General features: G+C 69.6%; 11 protein-coding genes and 1 pseudogene. 5 read left to right on the forward strand and 7 right to left on the reverse strand.

The window, feature by feature from the left end; all coding sequences use genetic code 11:
- Nucleotides 1-252: 252 nt before the first annotated feature.
- Nucleotides 253-1,974 carry an L-serine ammonia-lyase, iron-sulfur-dependent, subunit alpha gene (locus NQK35_RS09100; protein ID WP_257113959.1) on the reverse strand — a complete coding sequence of 574 codons (1,722 nt, stop codon included), beginning with the start codon at nt 1,972-1,974 and terminating at the stop codon, nt 253-255.
- Nucleotides 1,975-2,634: 660 nt separating this feature from the next.
- On the opposite strand from NQK35_RS09100, the pseudogene NQK35_RS09105 reads away from it, so the two are divergent.
- The 5 genes and pseudogenes from NQK35_RS09105 to NQK35_RS09125 all read left to right on the forward strand — a co-directional run bounded on the left by NQK35_RS09105 (nt 2,635) and on the right by NQK35_RS09125 (nt 9,444).
- Nucleotides 2,635-4,274: pseudogene (locus tag NQK35_RS09105) on the forward strand (SpaH/EbpB family LPXTG-anchored major pilin).
- A 122-nt stretch (nt 4,275-4,396) separates the two neighbouring features.
- A complete protein-coding gene (locus NQK35_RS09110) occupies nt 4,397-5,359 on the forward strand; it encodes a class C sortase (RefSeq protein WP_257113960.1) in 963 nt (320 codons plus the stop codon).
- A gap of 70 nt (nt 5,360-5,429) precedes the next feature.
- Nucleotides 5,430-8,060 carry a SpaA isopeptide-forming pilin-related protein gene (locus tag NQK35_RS09115; RefSeq protein ID WP_257113961.1) on the forward strand — a complete coding sequence of 877 codons (2,631 nt, stop codon included), beginning with the start codon at nt 5,430-5,432 and terminating at the stop codon, nt 8,058-8,060.
- A 101-nt stretch (nt 8,061-8,161) separates the two neighbouring features.
- The gene (mtnN, locus tag NQK35_RS09120) at nt 8,162-8,905 is read left to right on the forward strand and encodes a 5'-methylthioadenosine/S-adenosylhomocysteine nucleosidase (protein WP_257113962.1); all 744 of its coding nucleotides are present in this window, start codon (nt 8,162-8,164) and stop codon (nt 8,903-8,905) included.
- A complete protein-coding gene (locus tag NQK35_RS09125) occupies nt 8,902-9,444 on the forward strand; it encodes a low molecular weight protein-tyrosine-phosphatase (protein WP_257113963.1) in 543 nt (180 codons plus the stop codon). The genes mtnN and NQK35_RS09125 overlap by 4 nt, the downstream gene beginning before the upstream one ends.
- On the opposite strand, the gene NQK35_RS09130 is transcribed toward NQK35_RS09125, so the two are convergent.
- The 6 genes from NQK35_RS09130 to NQK35_RS09155 form a co-directional block, all read right to left on the reverse strand.
- Nucleotides 9,441-10,781, reverse strand: coding sequence for a cytochrome c biogenesis protein/redoxin (locus NQK35_RS09130; RefSeq protein ID WP_257113964.1), 1,341 nt, complete (start codon nt 10,779-10,781; stop codon nt 9,441-9,443). The genes NQK35_RS09125 and NQK35_RS09130 overlap by 4 nt on opposite strands.
- 76 nt (nt 10,782-10,857) lie before the next feature.
- Nucleotides 10,858-11,544, reverse strand: coding sequence for an AAA family ATPase (locus NQK35_RS09135; protein WP_257114797.1), 687 nt, complete (start codon nt 11,542-11,544; stop codon nt 10,858-10,860).
- Entirely contained in the window at nt 11,541-12,074 is a 534-nt protein-coding gene (locus NQK35_RS09140; protein ID WP_009212676.1) for a phosphoribosyltransferase, read from the reverse strand. Before NQK35_RS09140 ends, NQK35_RS09135 begins: the two co-directional genes overlap by 4 nt.
- A 98-nt stretch (nt 12,075-12,172) precedes the next feature.
- Entirely contained in the window at nt 12,173-12,682 is a 510-nt protein-coding gene (locus NQK35_RS09145) for a SprT-like domain-containing protein (protein WP_257113965.1), read from the reverse strand.
- Entirely contained in the window at nt 12,679-17,556 is a 4,878-nt protein-coding gene (locus NQK35_RS09150) for a DUF3418 domain-containing protein (RefSeq protein ID WP_257113966.1), read from the reverse strand. Before NQK35_RS09150 ends, NQK35_RS09145 begins: the two co-directional genes overlap by 4 nt.
- A gap of 47 nt (nt 17,557-17,603) precedes the next feature.
- Nucleotides 17,604-18,581 (reverse strand): ADP-ribosylglycohydrolase family protein, encoded by a 978-nt coding sequence (locus tag NQK35_RS09155; RefSeq protein WP_257113967.1) that lies wholly within the window; start codon nt 18,579-18,581, stop codon nt 17,604-17,606.
- Nucleotides 18,582-18,602: the final 21 nt, after the last annotated feature.

Below are 18,602 nucleotides of genomic sequence, written 5' to 3' on the forward strand. Positions count from 1 at the left end.
TGCATGAGGGGGGGTGAAGGGCGGTCTGGGTTTCAGGCGGGGCGGAGGTGGGAGTCCCCTCTGAGTCCGAGGCCGCGTGGCGAGTGTGCATCCCCGCATAGGGGGCCGCGTGGTGGTGTCCGCGGTCGGTGGCCCGCCGGAACCGCGGCCCGCGCCGCGAGCGTCGCTCGGCGCGTCGGCTCAAAGCCCGACCAGGGCATGTCGCCGCCCGCCGGAACCGCGGCCCGCGCCGCGAGCGTCGCTCGTTCGGGCTCAGCACTCGACGACGTTGACCGCCAGCCCTCCCTCGGAGGTTTCCTTGTACTTGGAAAGCATGTCGTTGCCCGTCTGGCGCATCGTTTCGATGACGACGTCCAGGCTCACGGTGTGACGACCGTCCCCCCACAGGGCCATGCGCGCGGCGTTGATCGCCTTGACCGCTGCGATGGCGTTGCGCTCGATGCACGGTACCTGGACGAGTCCGGCCACGGGATCGCAGGTGAGCCCCAGGGAGTGCTCCATCGCGATTTCCGCGGCGTTCTCGACCTGCTGAGGGCTCCCGCCCAGTGCCTGGGCCAGGCCTGCCGCCGCCATCGCCGACGCGGAGCCGACCTCGCCCTGGCAGCCGACCTCGGCCCCCGCGATGGAGGCGTTCGTCTTGATGAGCGCGCCGATCGCGGTGGCCGCGAGCAGGAAGTCATGCACGAGGCTGCGGCGGCGCTCCCGAGATGAAGCCCCGCCCGCGAGCTCGGAGGCCTCGCGTGAGAAACACGCGTGGCTCTCGGTCAGCCGAATGTGGCGGAGCGGGGCGACCGATCCGTCGCGCGTATCCGGACCCGCCGCGACGCCCGGGGTCGATCCGGTCTCGGGGCAGTGGGTGACGAGATAGCCCAGCACGGCCGGAATCACGCCCGCCGCGCCGTTTGTTGGCGCGGTCACGACCCTGTGCCCCGCGGCGTTCTCCTCGTTCACGGCGAGGGCGAATAGGTTGACCCAGTCCATCGCGCGCATCGGATCGACGGCGGTCGATACCCACGCGTGCGCGCCGCCCGGCGCGCCTTCCTCGCCGCCGGAGCGGGAGGAGGTCGAGGGGCCAACAAGGCGCTGCGCGAGCTTGCCGGCGAGTGCTCGCGCGCGGCGGGGAACGTCGAGCCCTCCCGGCAGGATCCCCGTCGCCGACGTTCCCGCGTCCACGCAGTCGAACATCGTGTCGGCGATGCGGTCGAGGTAGGCATCCAGGGTCTCGCGGGGGCGCACCGCCTCCTCGTTGGCGCGCACCAGCTCCGCGATGCTCATGCCCGCCGCATCGCACTGGGCCAGCAGCTGGCTACCCGAGGCGAAGGGATACGGGGCGGGGACGTCAATGCCGACGCCTGCCTGGCCGGAGGCCAGCGACGAGACCTCGGGATGGTCGGTGTCATCGTTCGTTTGGGACATTACGAAGCCTCCTCCCACCGAGTAGTAGGTGCGGCGCAGGATGACGCCCGCGTCCGCCCCGGTGGCGGTGATGGTCAGGGCGTTGACGTGATAGGGCAGCACCGTGCGCGCCACGAAGCGGACGTCGCGCGCGACGTCGAGAGGGACCTGGGTTCCGCTGGGCAGCGTGAGCGTCCCGGTGCTGGCCAGGGTCGGCAGGATGGCCTCGACGGTGGCGATATCGACGGTTTCAGGATCGTAGCCCGCCAGGCCGAGGAGCACGGCGCGGTCCGTGGAGTGACCGCGTCCCGTGGCTCCGAGGGAGCCGAAAAGGTCGATCGTGATGTGGGAGGGAGGCGGCAGCGTCGTCAGCTCCGTCGTGAAGGCGAGTCCCGCGCGCATCGGGCCGACCGTGTGGGAGGAGGAGGGGCCGATCCCAATGCGGAACATGTCGAAGACCGACAGGGGGTGAGGCGCGTCGTGGGCGGCGATCTGACCGGACACGATCGCGGCCGGGGTCGGGCGCGAGGGGGCGTAGGTGGTGACGGGCGTGCCGAGAGCGACGGGGCGTAGGTCCATGGCCTCTATTGTGCAGCAGCCTCGGCCGCGACCTCGACCGAGGGGGCTCTCGGGCCGCGCACGCCAAGGGGGGGGTATATCCGAGGAATCGCAACGGGATGTCAAGTACGCTTGTCTGTCAGTTACTCCTGTTCTATCCTTATTAACTGTCAGCTATCTAGGTGGCTTTTCCCGATCTCATGGGATCTGCTGGTTTGACTGGTAATCAACAATAATACCGTGATAATTCGCAAGAGCGTGGAGGGTTGTGGCGGGCGTAAGAGTGTGACTTGTGAAACGGGCAGGACGAAGTTGCGTTTTCTGGTAACTGTATTGTATGGTTTGGTATGTCAAAGGGATCGAGTGATTGCCCGGGCTTCCCAGCGGGCTCCGCAATCGCAACATACGAGCCAATCGAGGGGACTTTCTCGATGGCGTTCGGGTGGCGCCGAGGTCGCGAGTCGCTTGAATGATCGCGTCTCGTCGGCGAACGCCCGATCGTTGTGGATGAACCCTCGTTGCGGCCGTGCCGACCCGCGGCGATGGCGTGACCGGCGAGCTGTCAAGAGCCGGCGATGCCGACGTGCTCGTGGGACGACGCTTCCGCTCGCGCTCGGGGGCGTCAGCCTCCCGTTGAAGACTTACGTCTCACACATCACACACAGGAGAATAAGGAAACCAATGAGCACCACGAAGACCCGCCGCAGCCTGAGCCTGCTCGCGGCCTTTGCCGTCGCCGCCGGCGCGCTGGCCCTGCCCGCCGCCGCGTCGCAGGCGACCCCCACCTTCGGCCTGGCCGCCACGACCGAGCGTGCGCCCTCCCTGGTCGACCTCGACGCCGCCAAGACCGGCTCGATCACCATCCACAAGCTGGTCAAGCAGGACGACAACGGCACCAAGGAAGGCAACGGCCTCGTTGACCCGAGCGCTACCGGTGCGCCGCTGGCCGGCGCGACCTTCACCGTCGAGAAGCTCACCTCCGTCGACCTGACCAAGCAGGAGGGCTGGGAGAAGCTCGCCAACTACCGTAAGGGCAAGGGCGACGAGAAGATCTCGGCGAACGCCGCCGCCATCGAGGCAGCCCGCGCCGACGGCGTCGGAGCCGCCGTCTCCCAGACCACGGGTGCTGACGGCCTCGCCACCTTCAACGGCCTCGCGCTCGGCGCCTACATCGTCACCGAGACCCAGACCCCCGCCGGATACACCGGCTCGCGCCCCTTCATCATCACGGTGCCGATGACGCACCCCACCGAGCTGAACAAGTGGGTCTACGACGTTCACGCCTACCCGAAGAACGCCAAGGTCAACGTCGAGAAGGAGGTTGACGACGCCCAGACGCCCGCCGTCGGCTCCCCGATCTCCTACACGATCACCGCCGACGTGCCCGACGCCCCGGTCGTGGACTACTACAACGTCGTCGACCAGTACGACAAGCGCGTGGACCTGCCCGAGAATCAGATCACGCTGCGCATGGTCGAAGCCAAGGACGGCGAGGTCGACCTGGTCAAGGGCGACGACTACACCCTGATCCCCGCCGTGGGCAAGGACGGCAAGACCAAGTTCTGGACCGCCGAGTTCACCGAGGCCGGCCGCAAGAAGATGATCGCCCAGCGCAAGAGCAACGACACCAAGATCGTCATGTCGCTGGAGGGCACCCTCAAGGAGAAGATCGGCGACGAGGGTCTGGTCGAGAACAAGGCCATCCTCCTGCCCGGCGCTCCCGCCAACAACTGGAAGCCCGGCAGCGGCGAGGTTCCCCGCCGGACTACCCGAACGCCAAGGTCGTCTCCAAGTTCGGCAAGGTGACGATCACCAAGACCTCCTCCGTTGACGACACCAAGAAGCTCCAGGGCGCCGAGTTCCAGGTCTACAAGTGCAAGCCTGCCACCAAGCCCGCCAATAACTTCGAGTCGGTGGATGCCTCCCTCGACACCAAGCTGACCGTGGACGGCAAGGACACCTTCGTGACCGACGACCAGGGCAAGGTCACGATCGACGGTCTGCGCAACAACGACTGGGAGGACAACGAGGAGGTGGCCGACCCCGGCTACTACTGCCTGGTCGAGACCAAGGCTCCCGACGGCTTCGAGCTGCAGTCCCGCCCGATCGCCTTCCAGATCCTGGCGTCCAACTCCACCGAGGCCAACAAGTACACCCTCGAGACCACCGTCAAGGACGTGCCGAAGAACGGCGGATTCAACCTGCCGCTGACCGGTGCCGCCGGTGTCGGCGTGCTCATCGGCACGGGTGCCCTCCTCGTGGCCGGATCCGGCGCGATCGTGCTGGCCAACAAGCGCCGCAAGGAGCAGGCCGACGCCTGATCCGCGAGAGCACACGGGGGTGCGGCCCGCAGGCCGCACCCCCGTGCATGCGACGACCATCCGCCTCCTTCGAGGCGAGGACCCAATGACACTGCTGGGGTGCCAGCACGAATGGAGAACGCGTGAGCAACCAAGCGTCCGATCAGTCGAAGACCCCGCTCAAGGCGCGTCTTCTCGCCACCGCGCCCCCCGTTCTCCTGCTGGCCGGCATCCTCGTCCTGCTCTACCCCGTCCTGGCCACCCAGTACAACAACCACCGCCAGGCCCAGATCGCCGAGCAGTTCAGCGCGGTCGCCGAGGAGCTTGGCCCGGACGCCGTCGCCGACAACCTTCGGCGCGCCGACGAATACAACCGTGAGGCGGCGGAGGCGCCCATCCTGGACCCCTGGCTGGATGCGCAGCGCCCCGACACCGCCCAGTACCAGGAATATCTCTCCCAGCTCGACCTGAACGACGTCATGGCGACCGTCAAGATCCCGTCCATCAACGTCAATCTTCCGATCTATCACGGCACCGACACGGCGACCCTCGACAAGGGGGTCGGCCATCTCTTCGGCACGGCGCTGCCCGTGGGCGGGGAGTCAACCCACACCGTCCTCACCGGTCACACGGGCCTGGGGACGGCCACCATCTTCGACGAGCTCACGAGCGTGCAGATGGGCGAGTACTTCTACATCGAGACCGCCGGACGCCACCTGAAGTACCAGGTCACGGACATTCGCGTGGTGCTGCCCAACGAGACCGAATCCCTGAACAAGGTGGAGGGTAAGGACCTGGCCACCCTCATCACGTGCACGCCCTACGGGGTGAACACACACCGCCTCCTCGTGACGGGCGAAAGGGTCCCCATGGACGACGCGAGCGCACAGGCGGAGGCCGCGCAGGTTCACCCCCGCGTCCTGCAGCCCTGGATGATCGCCGTCCTCGCCTCCGTCGTGGTGATCCTGTGCGTCGCCGGATGGATCTGGCTGCGCTCCCGCAAGCGGTCCCAGGAAACGCTGGAAGCGACGCAGGCGCCGGAAGCGCTGGAGGTTGCCGATGGCGCGGAAGCGCCCGAAGAGCCCGAAGTGTCAATTGGCAAGTAAGCTCACTAGCGCGCTTGTTGTCCGAACAAATATAATTACCTTAGAACCGTAGAAGACACTTGGAGAACTGATGCAGTATCGCCCCAACGCCCGCATTGTGCGACATGCGAGGGCCGCGATTACGCCTCGTCGATACGGCGTGCGGGTCCTGATTATCGCCGCGCTTGCCGCACTCGCCGCGCTACCCGGCCTGCTGGCCCCCCCGGCCCAGGCCGGCCCGACCCTCGAAAGCGCCGGATCAGACGAGGTCGTCTTCGATCGCACCGAGGGACGCATCGGTCCCGCCATTCTCAACGACTCTCCGACCGACCGCACGACCGCCGTCGCCGACCACGCATTCTTCGGCGTCGTGCGCGGCATGAGCGTCTACGACTCCAGGGACCGCAACCAGTACTCGCAGGCTCACCAGCCGGGCGTGGCCCAGCGCTGGCTGAAGGCCGACGTCGCCAAGCGTGGCGACTACTGGTCCTACATCACCCGAGGCGTCGCGTGGGACTACCACATCAATCCCTACGGCTACCAGGGGGAGTACAGGGACAACGTCATCTCTGCCTCGACCACGAGCGCCCTGGGCTACAAGCCCAACAACCCCGGCAAGTCCGCGCTCAACAGCACCTTCCTGATCGGCACCGTCCGACACAACAACTTCCCGATCTGGTCGGCGATTCACTACGTGCACGCCTCCTTCGACATTCGCATCGGAGACCTCGAAGAATCCTTCCCCTTCGACCAGCACGAGACCACCAACGATAACGACACGACCGCCGTGGCGAATCAAGGCGGAGCCTACAGGTACTACTCGCAGGCGTACTCCGCCCGCTCGTGCCCCGCGGAGGCACCCTACTACGCCCTCATCCGCGGATACGGGGAGAACACCTGGTTCTGCTTCCAGCACGTGGGCCCGGGCTACGGCAACTACGACATCTACACCGACCAGCCGAACTACTACCCCAACTACGTGGATGTTCCGGGGCACACGCCCGAATCTGACGACGTGCTCACCGTGAATAAGACCACCTCGGACCGCACCCTCGTCGTTGACGGCATCCCCTACCGCCTCTTCCTGTGGGGCTTCGTGCCCAGCGCCGACGGCAATTGCCCCGCCCAGCCCCCGGCGGACTCGGCTCCCGTCAACACCTTCACCACGAAGGAGAATCAGACCTCGTTTGGCTGCCTCTACGGAGAGTTCCGTCAGGAGCGATTCCTGCGCATCGCGAAGAACGTCACCGAGGACTCCGGAGCCCCCGGCGAGGAGATCCCCTCCTTCAACTTCACGACCCTGCCCGCTGGCGACTGGAAGGCTCCCGAGGGAGCGCCCCTGCCCAACGAGGCCCAGGCCGACACCTACATTAGCCCCGGATCATTCTCCGACTTCTCCCTCAAGCCCACCGCCTACGGTAACGGCGGCACGGTTCTGAGCGGATACCAGTCATTCATCCCCGGAAAGTCCCAGTTCATCGTCGCTGAGACCGGCCCCACGATCCCCGGCAAGAACCCGATCGCACCCGGCCAGCCCGGCTACTACGGCCCCTGGCCAGTCAGCGATGATCCCAACGCCGCGCAGTGGAAGCTCTCGGAGGTCACCTGCGTCAACGGAGTTGGTGACCGAGTGAACGTCACGCGCGACCCGGCCACCGGCGGCATCGACTTCTCCGCCGTGCCCCCCGCCTCCTCGGCCAAGGCTCTGCCGGTGACCTGCACCTTCACCAACCAGAAGCAGGCCCCCAAGATCCGCATCGAGAAGAGCATCGAAAGCGTCAAGGATGCTTTCGCTCCCAACATCACCGTCACCTATCGCATCACCGCCACCAACGACGGGACCCTGAAAGGAACCACCGGACGACTGGCCGACTCCCCCTCCTTCGCTCCGGGACTGAAGGAACGCTCCGTCAGGATCGCCACGACCCTGGAAGGACTCGACAGCGCCACCCCAACGCGCTACGGCCCCTACACCCTCACCGAGGGCACGGACCTCGAACCGGGTGCCCAGGCCACCTGGTACATCCGTATGAATGTGGCGCGCAACAAAAGGACCCCGGGTTACAGTGAGCCCGCACTGGAGTGCGCCTCCGCCAATGGGCACCTGACGCCCAGACGCGGCCTCTATAACTCGGTGAGTGGCCCCTACGATTACGACGGAAGCGCCAACAACGAGGCGTGCGCTCCCGTGCGTCCTCGCTACATCCGCATCGAGAAGGCCGGGACCCAACCCGTTGGCACGCCCAACGACGATGGAACCTACCCGCTTAAGGGCGCCGCCTTCGCGATCTACGACAACGCTGAACTCAAGGGAACGCCCGTCAGCGTCGTCGACGGTGGCCCCACCTTCCTGAGCGCCCCCCTGGCCCCTGACACCGACTACTGGCTCGTCGAGACACGCGCGCCAGCCGGACACGCGCTTCTCCCCAGGCCCGTCCCGTTCCGCATCAGCGTCGGAAACGACGCGGACGCGACCACCGTCCTCACGGCGCAGTTCGGTCCCGACGAGGGCTTTTCCTCCGTGCGCGTCCTGTCGGCGCAGCCCGGCGCGAGCGGTGAGGCGGGGGCCCCCGGCATCCGTATCGTCGATACCCAGGTGGGCACGCTGCCCGTCGCAGGCGGATACGGCGTCTACCCCCACGTCGCGGCAGGCATCGGCCTGATCGCCCTTGCGGGCGGGTGCGCGTGGGCGCGCAAGCGCCAGCGCGTCGGCAAGGCCTGAGACGCCGATAGAAACGCGAGGCCCCCGGATCAATCCTCCGGGGGCCTCGCTGTGTGCGGGGCGACCGCGCCCGGGGCAGCGCGGTCGCCTAACATGGGGGCATGAATCTGCGCATGCCCGAACGCGTCCGCGTCGACGCCGTCATCCAGGCCGCCATGGACATGGAGGCCGCACCCTTCCTGCACGAGCTTGCCCCCCTCGGCGAGGAGGAGACACCCGAGGCGGTGCTGGGCGGCTCGCGCATGACCCAGCGATTTGCCCTCGGAGAACTGGAAGGAAAGGCCGTCCTGGTCGTCACCTCGGGCATCGGGCTGGCGAACGCGGCCTGCGCGACCGCCCGCGCCCTCGCCCTCGTCGAAGCTCCCGTGGTCATCGCAGCGGGGACGACCGGCGGCCTCGCGCGCGACATCAACGTCGGGGACATCGCCGCCGGAACGACCGCCATCTACGGGCAGGCCGACGCAACCGCCTTCGGATACGCGCCGGGGCAGATCCCTCAGATGCCCGTCGACTACGCCTCGTCCGAGGCCGCGGCCGCGCGACTGGACGACCTCACCGAGGCGATCCCCCACCGGGTGAGAGTCGGCCGGATCCTCTCCTCCGACTCCTTCTGCACGCAGGAGCACGCCGAACCCATGCGCCGTCGCTTTCCCGACGCCATCGGCACCGACATGGAGACCTGCGCGATGGCCCAAGTGTGCTGGTCGGCAGGCGTCGACTGGATCTCCCTGCGAGCCGTCTCCGACCTGTGCGAACCCGGCGCCGACCGGGCGTTCCACATGGACGGTGCGCGCGCCGCCTCCCACAGCGCCGACGCGGTTGCCGCCTACCTGAGGATGCTATGAACACCGACGCCCGCCCCACCCGGATCCTCATGGTGTGCACCGGCAACATCTGCCGCTCCACCATGGCCCACGCCATCGCCGAACAGAGCGCAGCGAGAGCCGGGATCCCCATCCTCGTCGACAGTGCGGGAGTCTCCGACGAGGAACGCGGCAACCCCATCGATCCTCGCGCCGCACGCGTCCTGCGCGACGCCGGATACGACGTGCCCGACCACCGCGCGCGCCAGGTCAGCGCCTCCGAGCTCGGCCAGTGGGACCTCGTCCTGGCGATGACGGGCCGACACCTTCGCGCGCTGCAGCGCCTGGCCGACCGCGCCGGAACTCCGTACCGAGGGAGCCTTACCCCCGCCGACAAAGGTCAGGAGCCGACGCGGGGACCACTCATCTGCATGTACCGCGATTGTGACCCAGAGGGCGGCGGCGACGTGCCCGACCCGTGGTACGGAGGCCACCAGGAGTTTCTCGACACCCTCGAGGTCATCGAGCGCGTCACGCCCCGTCTGCTCTCCATCGTGTCCCAGGGCGGGCTCCGCTCCTAGTCCGGAAGAGTCGCCCCGGCCTCGGTCAGCAGCGCCCGCACCTGCTCCTCAAGGCCCGAGGTGCCCCTGCCCACCGAGCGCAGCTGCCCGTCAGGCCCGGCCAGGTAGTGCGTCGGCCACGCGGTTGCACCGTATGCCTGGAAGGCCTCCAGGTCCGGGTCCAGCGCCACCGGGTAGGTGATGCCCAGGCGGGACGCGGCGCCGCTCACCACGGACGCGTCACGCTCGTGGGCCTGCTGCGGAGAGTGCACGCCGATCACGACGAGGCCAGCATCCTTGTACTTCTCGTAGATGCGCTCGATCTCGGGAATCTCACGCGCGCAGTTCACGCACGAACTCGACCAAAAGTCGACGAGGGTCACGGTGCCGTGAGGCTCTCCCAGGGCGTTGAGCCATTCCGAGGCGCCGATGGCCGGCAGATGCCCGCAATCCTTGCCGGATCCGCGAGCACACTGGGCGAAGTCCGTGCGCGCCTCCACCTGCGTCTCGGGCTCGCAGGAGCCGTCCTCGCACGCTTGCCCGTCCTCGCCCTGCAGGGCCGCCGTGTAGTCCGGAATCATCCGCTGCAAGGCGGCGGGGGCGTCGGTTGCGATCCCCAGGGCGAGCGCGATCATGGCGATGCCGGCGGCGATGCGCAGGGGGCGCTGGCGAGCCGACAGGAAGCGGGCGGCGACGCCGGAGCCGGCGAGCGCGACAATCAGCAGGGGAGCGGACACGCCGATCGCGAAGGAGATGGCCAGGCCGACGATGCGCCACGTGATCTGGCCGGTGTTCGAGGCCACGATGATCGAGGTGAGGACGGGGCCCGCGCAGGGCACGAACGCCGCCCCGAGCACCATGCCGAGGCCAAATCCGGCCGCGTCGGAGGAGACCCGTGGTGCCACGCGCGCGAAGGGCCGCTCCAACACCTCCATCACCCGGGGAATGATCATGCCGATGCCGACCGCCGCGAGGAGGATGATGCCGGTCCAACGGATCAGGGTCTGGGGAAGGTGAAGCAGGGAGAGCAGCGCCGAGCCGGCCACCGTGATGAGCATGAAGGAGGTGACGAGGCCCGCGACGATCAGCAGGGGACGGCGGGGGGCGCGCTCGGCGGTCGAGGAGCCGCTTCGCCGAACGCTCTTTCCGCCCGGGCCACCCAGGCTCACGCCCGGAGCGACTCGGAAGAGCGCGGGATCCACGCCCCCGGCGCCGGAGGATCGGCTACCGGCCTTGGCCTCGGAACGCGTTGAATCCCCTCCGCCCGCGGCCCCGAGGAAGAGCGCGGGCAGGACGGGCAGGATGCACGGGGAGATGCCCGTGATGAGGCCACCGAGAAGGCCGATCAAGAGGAACATAGGTGTACCTTACCCAACGGGGCGCGCGAGCGCGCGGTGCGAGCGCAGATGGGGAGGGCGGCGCGGGCGGGGCACGTCACGCGGGGGCGAGGACCAGGTCCGCGCGTTCCTTCGTGCGGGCCACGAGCGACATGTTCGCCGCGTCCACCGTGCGCACCCAGTGCGCGGCATCGGAGCGTTCCCGGCCACAGCTGACGTGGCGCTCGATCAGGCGGGCGGCGAGCGTCTCGATGGGCGTGTCGATGTAGACGAGGAAGTCGATGAGCCCGCGCACGTCCGCCCACCCCGGTAGCTCCAAGCCCAGGTAGTTGCCCTCCGTGATGACGACGCCCCGGCGCTCGATGGGCAGCGAGGCGGCCACGGGCTCGTGTAGGTCGCGGCGATAGTCGGGGGCGAGCACGAGCGAGTCGGCGCGGCGCACGCGCCCCAGGAGGGCGACGTAGCCGCCGACGTCGAAGGTGTCGGGTGCGCCCTTGTGGTCCGCCAGGCCTCGGGCGGCCAGCAGGGCGTTCGACATGTGGAAGCCATCCATGGGGGCCAGGCCCGCGACGGGTACGCCGACTCGGGGCAGGATGCGCCTAAGCTCCGCGGCGATCGTGGTCTTGCCTGTGCCGGGCGGGCCCGTCAGCCCCAGGACGCGCACCTGCTCACCCGAGTCCAGGCGGCGGGCCAGCTCCTCGGCGATGCGCGCGGCGATCTGGGAGGCCGGGGTGCTCCCGGCCCCCGACTCCCGCCCGCCCGGGTCGACCGCCCGCCCGTTCATGGCCGGATGACGGGCAGCGTCGACCAGGGGAAGTTGATCCAGCTGGAGGTGTGCGCCCACACGTAGTCGGGATCGATGATGGACACGGGCTTCTTGTAGATCACCGCGCTGCGCGCCTCCACGCGCACGGCGGAAGAGCCGTCAAGGGAGAGGCCGTGCTCGTCGATGAGGTCCATGACCATCTTCAGCGTCTTGCCCGAGTCGGCGACATCGTCAACGACCAGAACCTTCTTGCCGTCCATCGCCGAGACGTCCATGAGCGGGGGCAGGAGGACGGGTTCCGACAGGGTCTCGCCGATGCCGGAGTAGAACTCCACGTTCATGGTGCCGATCGCCTTGACATCCAACGCGTAGGCGATGGCTCCGGCGGGGATGAGGCCACCGCGCGCGATGGCGACGATCAGGTCCGGGACCCACCCGGAGTCAACGATCTGCTGGGTGAGTTCCCGAGAAGCGTCGCCAAAGCCCTGCCAGGTGAGGACTTCGCGGTCGGCGGCGGTGCTGGCGTCGGGGCTGGCGGTGGTTCCCATGTCTTCCTTCTCTCGAGGGGTGATGTCCTTAAGGGTATCGCCCGCGAGTGGGTCCGTGCTCGCCGCGCGCCGGAGTCCGCGGCTGCTCGGCCTGCCCCTCACCGCCGCGCGCGAAGCGACGCGAGCTCGCGCTCGTAGGCGCCGCCGGGCGAGGCGGCAACCCCGTGCCTGCGCCAGGTGAGTATCCGAGACGCGTCAAAGCTGCGCGAGCAGACCCCGCAGGAGGACACTCGGCGAGGGGCGCGGTACAGGCGCCGCGTCGCGCCGCAGCGCGGGCAGGTTCCCACCCAGGGGGCGTCGGGGGCCGGCAGGGAGGAAGGCAGGCGCGCCGAGTCGGGAGCCCCGAGGGAGCGTGCCGCGCGCCGCCACGCGGCGTCGTGTCCGTGGGCGGGACCGACGAGGGCGTGGGCAATCTCGTGGAGAATGACCGCCCGAACCGTGTCCGCATCGTAGAGGTCGGTGAGCGGACCCGACAGGCTGATCGTGCGCGTTGCGTGCGTGCACACCCCGGCCCGTCGCCTGGCGTGATCGAAGCGGAAACGCCAGTCGAACAGGCCCGACGCGTCCATGAGGGAGCGCGCGAGGTCGCGCGCCTCCGGCCGCCTCATCGCGCGCCCGCCAGGACGCCGAGAAGACGCTTCATGGAGACCTTGTTCGGGGTGCCCAGCGTCTGGGCGAACATCGACACCCGCAGCTCCTCGGCCATCCACCTCGCCTCGGTGAGCGCCCGGGCGGTCGCGGCGTCGTAGGGCCTGCGCTCCGCCTCCGCGCGGGCGTTCTCGATCTCCTCCTCGGCCCCGAGGATGCGCTCCATGTCCTCCAGGTCACGGCCCAGCGCCCCCGGGGAGGAGGCGGCCCGCTCGATGCGCACCGCGCCGGCGCGCAGGTACCTGGCCAGGTGCGGCAGGGCGAAGGCCGGCGTGGCGGAGACGAAGCCCTCGGAAAGGAGGGAACGCCCGTGGCGCGCCACGTCGCTCACGGTCCTGGCCAGCGACGCCTGCGGGTGGGAGCGCACGGCGGCCTCCGCCTCGGCGCTGGCCTCCAGGGCGCGCACGACATGCGAGAGGATCTGGTAGACGCGGTCCTCGTGCGTCTCGCGCGCGGCCGCCACGAGGGTCTCGAAAGCCTCGGGGTCGCGCACGTCGGCAGGCGTGCTCAGCTCGTCCACGAGAGAGCGGGCCGAGGCCAGCTGCGCGTCGGCGACGAGGGCGGACGTGTCCGGGTAGGGGGAGGCCGCCAGCATGAGGGCCTCGCGGCCCGTCCAGCGAGTCGTCACGCGGGTGGTCGCCAGGGCGATGCGGGAGAGCAGCAGGTGAGCGAGGCCGACGCGGTGCTCGCGGTCGGCCTCGGCGGCGCTGGCCATGACGCGCACGCCGACGCCCGGCGAGGCCGCGCTTCCCTGCGGCACCAGGGCGGGGAAGGCCCGCAGGGTCATCGTGCCCGAGGCCTGCGTGATCGAGCGCGGCAGCGTCGGCATCTCGGTGATGCCGTCGGCGTGGAAGGCCGGATCCGGCGCGGGGGCCGAGGCCCGGGCGTGCCCGGATGGGCGCGCCCGCGTCCCAGCCGCGTCCTTCGCGCCGCCCGGGGTGGGGGACGTTTCCCCACCGCGCGCGGCGTCCGCCTCGCCGCGTCGGCGCTTGTTTCTGCCGCGCGCCTGCTTCTCGCCGGCCTCCTCGAGGGCCGCGCGCACGGCCGTGCGCACCGCCTTGTTGGCTGCGCCCGCGAGGGATCGCTGCAGGTAGGCAAGGTCCTTGCCGGCCCCCAGCTCCTTCCCGGAGGCGTCGGTGACGACGAAGGTCATGCGCAGGTGGTCGGGCAGGTGGGCGCGCGCGTGTGCCAGGTCCGCCTCGCCGAGGTCCACGCCGCGCAGGACGCGCACCGCGTGGGCGAGGGCCTCCAGGATGGGCCCCTCGGTGAGGGGGCGGGACGCGGGGGCCGCCGGGGCGGTCGTCTGCGCGGCCTGCCGGGCGGGCACCCGCTCCCCGGAGTCCTTCCGCGCGGCCTTCGCGGGGGAGTTGCGGGTCGAGAGGCGGCCCGACGTCGCGCCCCACGCGGCCAGGCGCCCCATCGCCGCATCCAGGCTCAAAGGGTCGGGTTCGTCGCTCGCGGTATCCTTCTCGCCTCGCGCGGACGTGCCCGCCGAGGCGGGCGCTGCCTCGACCGGCTCTCCGCCCGCCTCCTCGATCCACCGCGCCACCGACGCTGCCACGTCCGGCGCGGGTGCCAGCAGGCGACGCACGCCCTTGGGCAGGGCGCGGATCGCCTCGGTCAGCAGCTCCTCGCGCATGCCCGGCACCAGCCAATCCGTGCCCTTATCGCTCACGCGCTCAAGCACCTCGATCGGGATGCGCATCGACACGCCGTCGCGCGGGCTGCCCGGCGCGAACTCGTAGCTCAGGGCCAGGGACAGCTCGCCGCACTGCCAGTGGTCCGGGAAGCCCTCGCCGGAGGTCGCCTCGCGCGGCATCAGCAGTGATGCGGGATAGATCAGCAGATCCGGGCGCTCCCGGCGCTCATCCTTCCACCAGCGGTTGAACGCCGCCGCGCTCGTGACGTGCTCGGGGATCAGGTCGTCGAAGAAACGGAAGCGCGCCTGCTCGTCCGCCACGAGGCCGTGGGTGCGGCTGCGGCGCTCAACCTCGCGCGCCTGCTCCACCAGGGCCTCGTTTCGGCGCTGAAAACCGTGACGCTCCCTCCACTGGCCATCCACCAGGGCGTTGCGGATGAACATCTCACGGGCCAGCTCCCGCGCGGTTCGCCCCTCGCGCACCGCCGCCAGCTCCTCGAAGTGACGCGGCTCAAACGTCCCCGACGAGAGGGCATCCTTCGACGCCGACACCAAGCCCGCCGCCAACGCCTCCAGCGACCCCGCGCGCGGAGCGTGAGAGCGGGAGGCGGCCACGGCCTCGTCGATGATCGTCTCACCCAGGCGCCCCAGCAGAACCTCGCGGTCCGCCGCGAGCGTCAGCCCGTAGAGGGTCACCCGCTCGCGGACCATCGCCGCCCCCTTCGCAACCGACCAGAACGGTTCCGAATACGAGCGCTTGACAAGCCCGCGCGCCGCCGGTTCCACCCACTCCGGGCGGATGCGGGCCACCGTACGGGCGAACAGGCGCGAGGTCTCCACCAGCTCCGCCGTCATCACCCAGGCGGGATGGCCGCTCACGCCCGAACCCGGCCATATCGTGAAGTGGGTGCCGCGCGCGCCCTCGTAGTCGCGCTTCGTCTCATCCCACGACCCCAGGTAGGACAGCAGACCCACCAGGAGGGAGCGGTGCACCTGGTCCGCGTCCACGCTGGCGCTGCCCTGCCCGTACGCCAGGACCGCGCGCACGGCCGCATCCTGGGTGCCGCCGAAGCGGGCCGCCTCCACGACGTCCGCGGCCGAAGGCTCTCCCACCGGACCCGCACTCATCCCCAGGGCCCTGGCCATCTGCCGCAGCTGACCCGCCACGTCGCGCCACTCCCGCCACCGCAGGTAGTGGAAGAACTCCGCCCGACACAGGCGACGGAATGCCGCCCCCGACAGATCGCGCGCCTGCACCGCCAGGTAGCGCCACAGGTTCAGGTAGGTGATGAAGTCCGAGTGTGGATCCGCCAGGCGCGCGTGCGAGGCGTCCGCCGCACCCTGGTGCTCCGCCGGGCGCTCGCGCACATCCTGGATCGACAGGGCCGCGACGATGACCAGCACCTCCGACGCGCAGCCCAGACGCTGGGCCTCCAGCAGCATGCGCCCCAGACGAGGGTCGATCGGGAGACGCGCCAAGTCCCTCCCCACCGGCGTCAGCCGGTAATGCGACGAGGCGCGGTCCGCGAGCGCGTCCCCCCGCCCCTCGGGCGCCCCGCGGCCACGAGGGTTGCCGCGCTCGTTCGCCGAGAGCGCCCCGATCTCCACGAGCAGGGCGATGCCGTCGCGCACCGACCGCGGATCGGGCGCGTCCAGGAAAGGGAAGTCCTCCACGGCTCCCAGCCCCAGGGACGCCATCTGCAAGATGACGGCCGCCAGGGAGGTGCGCAGGATCTCCGGCTCGGTGAAGCGCGGGCGGGACAGGTAGTCCGCCTGCGAATACAGGCGGATGGCCACGCCCTCGGCGACGCGCCCGCAGCGGCCCGCGCGCTGGTTCGCGCTCGCCCGGCTGACCGGCTCGATCGGGAGGCGCTGGACCTTCGTCTTGTTCGAATACCTCGAGATGCGTGCCAACCCCGGGTCGATCACGTAGCGGATGCCCGGGACCGTCAGCGACGTTTCCGCAACGTTCGTGGCCAGCACGACCCGCCGCAGCCGGTGAGGCTCGAACACGCGGTGCTGCTCGGCGGCCGTCAGGCGCGCATACAGCGGCAGGATCTCGATGTCCCCCGGGCGGGCGCCCTTATCGTCGCCCGCGCGCCGACCCCGCCCCTTCAGGTGATCGAGGAGCGCCGCCTCCGTCTCGCGGATGTCGCGCTCGCCCGGCAGGAAGACCAGGATGTCCCCGTCGCCCTCCGCGCTCAGCTCATCCACCGCGTGACAGATCGCGGTCTCCACGTCGATGTCCTCGCCCATGCCGTAGCCCAGCGTCGCCAGCTCGTCGTCCGGGTCCTCCAAAACCAGCTGGAGGGGGCCGGCCTCGGTGACATCGGTGGTCTCGACGGTCTCGTTCTTCGTAGCTGAGGAGGCCTCGGACGTGTACGACGAGGGCGCCTGGGGGCCGAGGGGCCGGTAGCGCACCTCCACCGGATAGGTGCGGCCCGACACTTCGATCACGGGCGCGGGCTCGACCAGGCGGCCCCGGCCGGGCTCCCCCTCCCACGTGCCGAAATGCCGGGCGAAACGATCCGAATCGATCGTGGCGGAGGTGATGATGACCTTGAGGTCCGGGCGTGCGGGCAGCAGGCGAGCCACGTACCCCAGGATGAAGTCGATATTGAGGCTACGTTCGTGGGCCTCGTCGATGATGAGAGTGTCGTATCGGCGCAGCATCGGATCCGACTGAATCTCCGCCAGCAAGATGCCGTCCGTCATGAGCTTCACGAGGGTCGTGGGACCCACCTCGTCCGTGAAACGCACCTGATAGCCCACGACCTGCCCCGGGTCGCGGCCCACCGACTGGCCGAGCTCGTGCGCAATGCGGTCCGCCACCGAGCGCGCAGCCAAACGACGCGGCTGCGTGTGCCCGATCATCCCGGCGACCCCGCGCCCCAGCTGCATGCAGATCTTGGGCAGCTGCGTCGTCTTACCCGACCCCGTCTCACCCGACACGATGATCACCTGGTGGTCGGCCAGAGCAGCGGCAATGTCATCCCGCCTGGCGCTCACGGGCAGGTCCGGGAAGGAAATCAGGGGAATCGCGGCGGCCCGCTGCGCCAGCTGCTCCGGAGAAAAGGGAATGAATGGGCGAGCGACGGCCCTCGAGGGGCGCCCGCGGCGTGCCCCGGCGCGGTCTGCGGCGCGACGTGCGCCCGGCGTGCGAGAAGGCGGCGTTCGGGGACGAGAGTCAGGCATGATGCGGCCAGTGTAGTCGCTCGGACCAAGGTGGGGCCGACCGGCACTCACGCCGAGGCCGAGACTGGCCCGGCAGGAAGGTCCTCATCGAAGCGTGTGCGCGGCTCCCCGAGATCCAGCGCGATCAGGTCCCGCGCCAGCGCGTCGATCTCATCGCCGTCGTGGATCAGATCACGCCACGATGGTCGAATCGCCTCAACCCCGAAGAACGCCCCACCCAGCTGCCCGTAGATCGCGGCGTTCGTGTCCGCATCCCCGCCCAGGTTTGCCAGGGCCAGGACGGCCTCGTCGAAGGAGGAGAAATCGAGGAGGCCGTGGACCGCCAGGCGCAGCCCGTCGATGACGTACCCGCTGGTCGAGGCCTCCCACGAGGCGCGGGTCGCCGGGTCTGCGCTGATGACTCGAGCGGCGACGTCGTCGAAGGCGGATCCGGTCGACGCCCACGCGACATCGACGATTCGGTCGGGTTCCCACCCCAGGAGAGCACCCACGAGCAGGGCGGCGAACACCTCGGTGGCGGCCTCGGCCTCAACCGAGTAGTGGGTCTCCCGAGCGCTCAGGCCAGCGGTGGCCACGATCTCACGCGAATCGCGCGAGGGGAAGCCCGCGATCACCACGGGAGCGAGACGCATGATCGAGCCATTCCCGGCGCTGGCGGAGCGCGGGGCTCCCCTGGGCACGCGGCGCTCGCGGTCAAAGGCATCAAGCGCGCGGCTCACCTGGTTCCCAATGTCGAAGCACCGCCCCGTCGACGAGCGGTAGCCCTTGCGGCGCCACCGCTCGTAGCGCTCCATCACGTCGATGGAGTCGTAGCGCCCCTGTGCCAGCAGCGAATCCGCCAGGCACAGCGCCATCGACGTGTCGTCGGTCCACTGGCCGGGTTCGAGGCCGAAGACGCCTCCCCCAACCATGTCCGTGATCGGGCAGAGGGTATCGGCCGACTGAAACTCGTTCGTGGTGCCCAGCGCGTCGCCGACCGCCAGGCCGACCATCGCGCCGCGCGCGCGAGACAGAAGAGAGATCATGCTCACAGTGTGACACGCCCG

Origin of the sequence: Schaalia odontolytica, assembly GCF_024584435.1 — a bacterium.
In the GTDB taxonomy this organism is placed as follows: Bacteria; Actinomycetota; Actinomycetes; order Actinomycetales; family Actinomycetaceae; genus Pauljensenia.